Source organism: Mycobacterium sp. (assembly GCF_032159765.1).
GTDB lineage: Bacteria > Actinomycetota > Actinomycetes > Mycobacteriales > Mycobacteriaceae > Mycobacterium.
Genome location: NZ_JAVHWM010000148.1, coordinates 1 through 6,377, shown reverse-complemented (window position 1 = coordinate 6,377; position 6,377 = coordinate 1). Strand labels below are relative to the sequence as shown.

At 65.0% G+C, this 6,377-nt stretch carries 7 protein-coding genes; 6 read left to right on the top strand and 1 reads right to left on the bottom strand.

What is annotated here, in order from left to right:
* On the bottom strand, positions 1 to 861 hold an 861-nt coding region (locus QOH60_RS17915; protein ID WP_526422798.1), incomplete at its 3' end, for an acyclic terpene utilization AtuA family protein.
* A 194-nt stretch (positions 862 to 1,055) separates the two neighbouring features.
* Here QOH60_RS17915 and rpmF point away from each other — a divergent pair.
* From rpmF to mspA, 6 genes are all read left to right on the top strand, one after another.
* Positions 1,056 to 1,229 (top strand): 50S ribosomal protein L32, encoded by a 174-nt coding sequence (gene rpmF, locus QOH60_RS17910; protein ID WP_526422796.1) that lies wholly within the window; start codon positions 1,056 to 1,058, stop codon positions 1,227 to 1,229.
* A gap of 57 nt (positions 1,230 to 1,286) precedes the next feature.
* A complete protein-coding gene (locus QOH60_RS17905; protein WP_526422794.1) occupies positions 1,287 to 1,973 on the top strand; it encodes a response regulator transcription factor in 687 nt (228 codons plus the stop codon).
* On the top strand, positions 1,973 to 3,463 hold the full coding sequence (locus tag QOH60_RS17900; protein WP_526422792.1) for a HAMP domain-containing sensor histidine kinase: 1,491 nt from the start codon (positions 1,973 to 1,975) through the stop codon (positions 3,461 to 3,463). The genes QOH60_RS17905 and QOH60_RS17900 overlap by 1 nt, the downstream gene beginning before the upstream one ends.
* A 33-nt stretch (positions 3,464 to 3,496) precedes the next feature.
* Positions 3,497 to 4,822 carry a S1C family serine protease gene (locus QOH60_RS17895; RefSeq protein ID WP_526422802.1) on the top strand — a complete coding sequence of 442 codons (1,326 nt, stop codon included), beginning with the start codon at positions 3,497 to 3,499 and terminating at the stop codon, positions 4,820 to 4,822.
* A 32-nt stretch (positions 4,823 to 4,854) separates the two neighbouring features.
* Entirely contained in the window at positions 4,855 to 5,394 is a 540-nt protein-coding gene (locus tag QOH60_RS17890) for a MogA/MoaB family molybdenum cofactor biosynthesis protein (RefSeq protein ID WP_526422800.1), read from the top strand.
* A gap of 463 nt (positions 5,395 to 5,857) precedes the next feature.
* On the top strand, positions 5,858 to 6,377 hold a 520-nt coding region (gene mspA / locus QOH60_RS17885), incomplete at its 3' end, for a porin MspA (RefSeq protein WP_526422790.1).

The following is a 6,377-nucleotide window of genomic DNA, read 5'->3' as shown; positions in this document are numbered from 1 at the left end:
GACCCCGCTCACGAGAACACGGTCGGCCCCGTCGTCGGACAGCTCGATCGTGTCGACGCGCAACGTCACATCAGGGTTGGCGTAGCGGGCCCCGGCGATCTCATAGAGAAGTTGAGCGGTCACGGTGCCGACGGTCACGGCCCCGCCGGTTCCCGGGTGCTTGGTGATCACCGACGAGCCGTCGGCCCGCACCTCGGCGATCGGGAAGCCGGGATAGCTCAGGTCGTCGATCTCGGTGAAGAACGCGTAGTTGCCGCCCGTGGCCTGGGCGCCGCACTCGATGATGTGACCGGCAGCCACCGCTCCGGCCAGCTGGTCGTAATCGCTGCGCGACCAGCCGAAGTGGGCGGCGGCCGGCCCGACGGTGACCGACGCATCCGTCACCCGGCCGGTGACGACGACGTCGGCGCCCCGGCTGAGGCAGTCGACGATGCCCCACGCCCCGAGATACGCGTTGGCGGCCAGCGGGGTGCCGAACCCCAGCTCGGCGGCCCTCGGCAACAGGTCGTCGCCCTCGACATGAGCCACGCTCGCCGGCACGCCGAGCCGCTCTGCCAGTGCCCGCACTGCGTCGGCGAGGCCGGCCGGGTTCAGCCCACCGGCATTCGCGACGATCCGGACGCCCCGATCGTGCGCGAGACCCAGGCACTCCTCGAGGTGGGTCAGAAACGTCTTCGCGTAGCCCCGGTCGGAGGACTTCGCCCGGTCCCGGGCCAGGATCAGCATGGTCAGCTCGGCGAGGTAGTCGCCGGACAAAAAGTCCAGCTCACCGCCGGTGAGCATCTCCCGCATGGCGGAGTGGCGGTCGCCGTAGAACCCCGAGCAGTTGCCGATACGGACAGCGTCTTGCGTGACGGTCACCACACCCCTCTCAACCAACCGGTAGGTTACCTGCCGCACCGCGCCGAGTTCTGCAGGAGGGTTGCGGTTATCGCGGCATCACAGCCCAGGCGCAGAAATCGGCGAGAGCCGCAGTGCACTCAGGCGCATTTTGGAGTCGTACCGGCTGAACCGCTATCCTGGGCATTCCCCCGATTAGATGGAGAAGCTCGATCATGGCTGTGCCGAAGCGGCGGATGTCGCGTGCGAACACCCGGAGTCGACGTTCGCAGTGGAAGGCTGAGCGCACCGGGCTCGTCAACGTCACTGTCGCGGGCCAGCAGCACAAGGTGCCTCGTCGGCTGCTCAAAGCCGCCCGGCTCGGGCTGATCGATCTGGACAAGCGCTAGCCAAGCTTCGGCGCGTCTCTCAGGCCACTCTCAGGCGTTCCGTAGACACTGGTGGCCGTGCGAATTCTTGTCGTTGACGACGATCGCGCGGTGCGCGAGTCGCTGCGCCGGTCCCTTTCCTTCAACGGATACTCGGTCTCGTTGGCGCAAGACGGTCTCGAGGCCCTCGACGCGATTGCCAACGACCGCCCCGACGCCGTCGTTCTCGACGTGATGATGCCGCGCCTGGACGGCTTGGAAGTCTGTCGTCAGCTCCGCAGTACCGGCGACGACCTGCCGATCCTGGTGTTGACCGCGCGCGATTCGGTGTCCGAGCGGGTGGCTGGCCTCGACGCCGGCGCCGACGACTACCTACCCAAACCGTTCGCGTTAGAAGAACTGCTCGCGCGGATGCGGGCTCTGCTGCGGCGGACCGTGCCCGATGAGAACGCCGACTCGATCGCGATGACGTTCTCCGACCTGTCCCTCGACCCCGTGACCCGTGAGGTGACCCGCGGAGAGCGCCGCATCAGCCTCACCCGCACCGAATTCGCGCTTCTGGAAATGTTGATCGCCAATCCGCGCCGGGTCCTGACCCGCAGCCGCATTCTGGAAGAGGTCTGGGGATTCGATTTCCCCACCTCGGGCAACGCCCTGGAGGTCTACGTCGGGTACTTGCGGCGCAAGACCGAAGCAGAAGGAGAGCAGCGGCTGATCCACACCGTGCGCGGTGTCGGGTACGTCTTGCGTGAAACCCCGCCCTGATGCCTGTATTTGCGCCCTCCGGGCATGGACCACTCCAGACAAGTAGCTCGCTGTCGCTGCGGTACCGGTTCATGCTGCTCGCGATGTCGATGGTCGCGATGGTGGTGGTACTGATCGCGGTCGCGGCCTACATCGTGGTGTCCGCTGCGCTCTACCACAACGTCGACAATCAATTGCAGACGAGGGCCCGGCTGCTGATCGCAAGTGGCGCGCTGGAAAGCGATCCGGCCAAGGCGATCGCGGGTAGCGCCTACTCGGATGTCAACGCAATGCTGGTGGTGCCCGGGCGGGCGATCTACACCGCCAACCAAGAAGGCCAGCAAATTCCGTTCGGGCAACAGGAGAAGGCGGTTGTCGAAGGCCGCCTTCTGCTTTCACTCCGGGCCGCCGGTGACCAGCGGGTGCTGGCCACTCATCTGGACAACGGCAATACATTGTTGGTGTCCAAGAGCCTGCGGCCCACGATCTCGGTGCTGCGCCAGCTGGGCTGGGTTCTGCTTGCGGTCGGCGGCGTCGGCCTTGTGATTGCCGCGGTCGCAGGCGGCATGGTGGCCAGGGCAGGACTGCGCCCCGTGCGGCGGCTCACCGATGCCGCCGAACGCGTGGCCCGCACTGACGACCTACGCCCCATTCCGGTCGCCGGCGGTGACGAATTAGCAAGGCTCACTGAGAGTTTCAACATGATGCTGCGTGCGTTGGCTGAATCACGCGAGCAGCAGGCGCGATTGGTGACGGACGCCGGGCACGAGCTGCGCACCCCATTGACGTCGTTGCGGACGAACGTGGAGCTGCTCATCGCCTCGATGGCACCGGGCGCGCCCCGCCTTCCTGAAAGCGAGATGGCCGGTCTGCGGACCGACGTGCTGGCTCAAATCGAGGAACTGTCAACGCTCGTGGGCGATCTGGTGGACCTCACCCGAGATGATGCCGGCGACATCGTCCACGAACCAGTCGACCTGGTGGAAGTCATCGACCGATCCCTGGAGCGAGTCCGTCGGCGCCGCAACGACATCGAGTTCGATCTCAGTGCCACCCCGTGGCAGGTCTACGGAGACGCTGCAGGGTTGTCGCGTGCTGTGCTCAACCTGCTCGACAACGCCGCCAAATGGAGCCCTCCCGGTGGGCAGGTGAATGTGCGGCTGGCACAGGTGGATCCATCACATGCCGAGCTGGTGGTCGCCGACCACGGACCCGGTATCCCACCGCAGGAGCGTCAGCTCGTGTTCGAGCGCTTCTACCGTTCAGCGTCCGCACGCGCCATGCCTGGCTCCGGCTTGGGCTTGGCCATCGTCAAGCACGTCGTGTTGAAACACGGTGGCGTGATTGGCATTGAAGACACGGTTCCCGACGGCCGCCCGCCGGGCACCGCCATCCGCATCGTCCTGCCGGGCAGGCCGACGCCGACAGACGGTGATGCGGAAGCGATGCCAAAGTCTGTGGATACAGCGAGGGATATCTCAGTCGATTCTCAGTCGACCGTTGCACGGTAGATGCAACCCCTCGAGAAAGAGCTGCACAACAAGATGACGAACCACCCTCGGTATTCGCCACCCCAACGACCCTACTCACCATACGACTGGCGATACACGCAGCCGATCCCACGCCCGCCGTATCAGCCCGCTGCAGATATGCATTCGGCCCAGCACGCAACCGCTGTGCTGCCCGTCATCGATCCGAAATCCCGAAAGTCTTCGCGCACTGGGCTTTTCGTTGCCGGTGCGGTGGCTATCGCGGTTGTCTCCGCGGGCGTCGGCGGTGGCGTTGCACTGACCGCGCAATCAGATCATCGCGCTCCCGTCGCAATTGCGAACCAGCCGGGTGCTGCGCCGGGCAAGCCCGCAGCAAGCCTGCCCGCAGGCTCTGTGGAGCAGGTCGCGGCAAAGGTCGTGCCCAGCGTCGTCAAGCTGGAGACTGCGATGGGGCGTCAGGCAGAAGAAGGCTCGGGCATCGTGTTGTCCTCGGATGGCTTGATCCTCACCAACAACCACGTCGTGGCCGCCGCGGCCCAAGGGGGCCAAGCGAGTGGGCCCACGGGCGCGCCCGAGGAGGGCGGTCCGATCGACGTCCCTCAGGCCGGCGGTGCCATGAAGACGACCGTCACATTCAACGACGGTCGCACGGTGCCGTTCACCGTGGTGGGCACCGACCCGTCGACCGACATCGCAGTCGTTCGCGCACAGGGAGTTTCGGGGCTCACGCCGATCACCATCGGCTCGTCGTCAAATCTTCAGGTCGGCCAGGATGTGGTGGCGGTTGGATCGCCGCTCGGTCTGGAAGGCACGGTCACCACGGGTATCGTCAGCGCGCTGAACCGTCCGGTATCTACAGGTGGCGACGCGAGTGACCAAAACACGGTGCTCGACGCGATTCAGACCGACGCGGCGATCAACCCCGGCAACTCCGGCGGAGCGTTGGTGAACATGAACGGCGAGCTGGTCGGCATCAACTCGGCAATCGCCACGCTTGGCGGCAGCGCGGCAGACGGGCCTCAGAGCGGCTCGATCGGGCTGGGCTTCGCAATCCCGATCGCTCAGGCCAAGCGCATCGCCGACGAGCTGGTCCAGTCGGGGTCGGCCTCGCACGCTTCCCTGGGCGTTCAGGTGGCCGACGACAAGACGGCCAACGGCGCCAAGATCATGGAAGTCAGCTCCGGCGGCCCGGCGGCCCAGGCCGGCCTGCCGAGTGGCGCGGTGGTGACGAAGCTTGATGACCGGGTCATCGGCAGCTCTGATGCGCTTGTTGCCGCAGTGCGGTCGAAGGCGCCGGGCGACAAGGTGTCGTTGACGTACACGGCCGACTCCGACACCGCCAAGACCATTCAGGTGACGTTGGGCAAGGCCACCCGCTGATGTGGACGGTGCGGGATCGCGCTGTGAGGAGAATGGTGGCGCCGCTGTCTGCGGCCGGTTATACGGTTGCATCCATGGAACAACCCCAGGAGTTGGTGGGCCGCGCATTAGTAGTGGTCGTAGACGATCGCACTGCTCATGGTGACGAGGAAGACCACAGCGGTCCGCTGGTCACCGAGTTGCTCTCCGAAGCGGGATTCGTGGTCGACGGTGTCGTGGTGGTCTCGGCCGACGAGGTCGAGATCCGCAATGCGCTGAACACCGCGGTGATCGGCGGCGTCGACCTGGTGGTTTCGGTGGGGGGCACGGGCGTCACGCCCCGCGACGTGACTCCCGAAGCCACCAGAGACATCCTGGACCGCGAGCTGCTGGGCATTTCGGAGGCGCTGCGCGCGTCGGCACTGTCCGCGGGAATCATCGATGCGGGCTTGTCACGCGGGCTTGCGGGCATCTCGGGAAGCACGCTGGTGGTCAACCTCGCGGGCTCGAGATACGCGGTGCGTGACGGAATGGCCACGCTCAACCCGCTCGCCACTCAGATCATCGGGCAGCTCTCGAGCCTGGAAATCTGAGGGTTCAAGGCCGTCGTCCGTCTAATTACGGCGTCTCGCGCGCCGACGTCATACGGAGAAAACACGGCGGTAACACTGCGGTCCCAGGCGTGTGTGATCTTCGTCACAATCGACTAGTCCGGCTTCTCGCCGGTTGCGGACTTGTGCGATTCCAGCAAATTCATGAACGACTGCTTCATGGTGAGTCGGCGCTGGTAGCAAGCTGTTTAGCCACGCAATGTATTTGCGATTATCGAGTGCGAGCGAATGCTGTGAACGGAATTTTCCGTTGTTCACAGGGCTACGTATCCGTTGCTGGCCGTCAAGGCCACCGTTATCTTCCATCTGTCAACGATGAGCGTTCTATAAGGACACCCTGAGAGCAGTCTCATGAGGGTGGCCGTGGGTGACATCAACATGGACCCCACACCAAGGACTCGGTGCTCTCCCTACGGGGGCGCCGCTGACACGACTGAGGGAGAGCATGAAGGTTTTTGGTCGAGTGCTGGTGGCTCTGGTCGCCGCGCTGGGTGCGTTGTTTGTGAGTACGGGTACCGCGCAGGCCGGTTTGGACAACGAACTCAACGTGGTGGACGGCAAGGGGCGCACTCTGAACATTCAGCAGTGGGACACCTTCCTCAACGGTGTGTTCCCGTTGGACCGCAACCGGTTGACTCGTGAGTGGTTTCACTCGGGTCGGGCCAAGTATCAGGTGACCGGTCCGGGCGCGGGTGATTTCGCGGGCACCTTGGAGCTGGGATATCAGATCGGCTTCCCGTGGTCGCTGGGCGTGGGCATCAACTTCAGCTACACCACCCCGAACTTCAACCTGGATCAGTCGCCGATCTTCAACCCGGCGGGCACGTTGATCACCACCCCGCCGCTGCTGCCGGGTGCGTCGATCAGCGCGGATCTGGGTAACGGCCCGGGCATCCAGGAAGTGGCGACGTTCTCGGTGGACGTCACCGGTGCTGACGGTGGTGTGGCGGTCAACAATGCGCACG

Coding starts and splice junctions, on each gene's coding strand:
- rpmF (WP_526422796.1), top strand. CDS start 1,056: ATGGCTGTGCCGAAGCGGCGGATGTCGCGTGCGAACACCCGGAGTCGA.
- QOH60_RS17900 (WP_526422792.1), top strand. CDS start 1,973: ATGCCTGTATTTGCGCCCTCCGGGCATGGACCACTCCAGACAAGTAGC.
- QOH60_RS17895 (WP_526422802.1), top strand. CDS start 3,497: ATGACGAACCACCCTCGGTATTCGCCACCCCAACGACCCTACTCACCA.
- QOH60_RS17890 (WP_526422800.1), top strand. CDS start 4,855: ATGGTGGCGCCGCTGTCTGCGGCCGGTTATACGGTTGCATCCATGGAA.